This is a genomic window from Marinovum sp. 2_MG-2023 (assembly GCF_030548265.1).
Lineage (GTDB): Bacteria > Pseudomonadota > Alphaproteobacteria > Rhodobacterales > Rhodobacteraceae > Marinovum.
Window position 1 is genome coordinate 1 of record NZ_JAUOSD010000075.1, and the last position, 978, is coordinate 978.

Consider the following 978-nt stretch of genomic DNA (forward strand, 5'->3'; position numbering starts at 1 on the left):
CGGTAGTTGGCAAAGAACGGCGTGTGACGGCCACCTTCGTCTTTGGTCAGAATATAGGCTTCTGCCTCGAACTTGGTGTGCGGCTTGACCGAACCCGGCTTACACAGAACCTGACCACGCTCAACGCCTTCACGGTCGATACCGCGCAGCAGGGCGCCGATGTTGTCGCCCGCTTCACCGCGATCCAGCAGCTTGCGGAACATTTCCACACCGGTACAGGTGGTTTTCTTGGTGTCGCGGATGCCGATGATTTCCAGTTCGTCGCCAACGTTGACAACGCCACGTTCCACACGACCGGTCACAACAGTACCCCGACCCGAGATCGAGAACACGTCTTCGATCGGCATCAGGAACGGCTGGTCCACAGCGCGTGCAGGCTGGGGGATGTATTCGTCAACAGCGGCCATCAGCTCGGCGATTTTCTCTTCACCGATGTTGGCGTCGCGACCTTCCAGAGCGGCCAGAGCCGAACCGGCGATGATCGGAATGTCGTCGCCCGGGTAGCCGTATTCGCTCAGAAGTTCACGAACTTCCATTTCCACCAGTTCCAGCAGTTCCTCGTCGTCGACCTGGTCAACTTTGTTGAGGAAAACCACCATCGAAGGGATGCCAACCTGGCGGCCCAGCAGAATGTGCTCACGCGTTTGCGGCATCGGGCCGTCAGCAGCGTTCACCACCAGGATCGCGCCGTCCATCTGCGCCGCACCGGTGATCATGTTTTTCACATAGTCAGCGTGGCCGGGGCAGTCGACGTGCGCATAGTGGCGCGCTTCGGTTTCATATTCCACGTGCGCGGTGGAAATGGTGATCCCGCGGGCTTTCTCTTCCGGCGCGCCGTCGATTTCGTCATAGGCTTTGAAGTCACCAAATTGCTTGGTGATCGCCGCGGTCAGCGTTGTCTTGCCGTGGTCAACATGGCCAATCGTGCCGATGTTGCAATGCGGTTTGGAACGCTCAAACTTTTCCTTTGCCATGGTA

At 58.4% G+C, this 978-nt stretch carries 1 protein-coding gene; it reads right to left on the reverse strand.

The genetic code is table 11. The features are described 5' to 3' along the window. The coding region (gene tuf, locus Q4577_RS23655) for an elongation factor Tu (RefSeq protein WP_303473383.1) at positions 1–974 on the reverse strand (974 nt) is incomplete at its 3' end. Between the last annotated feature and the right edge of the window lie 4 nt (positions 975–978).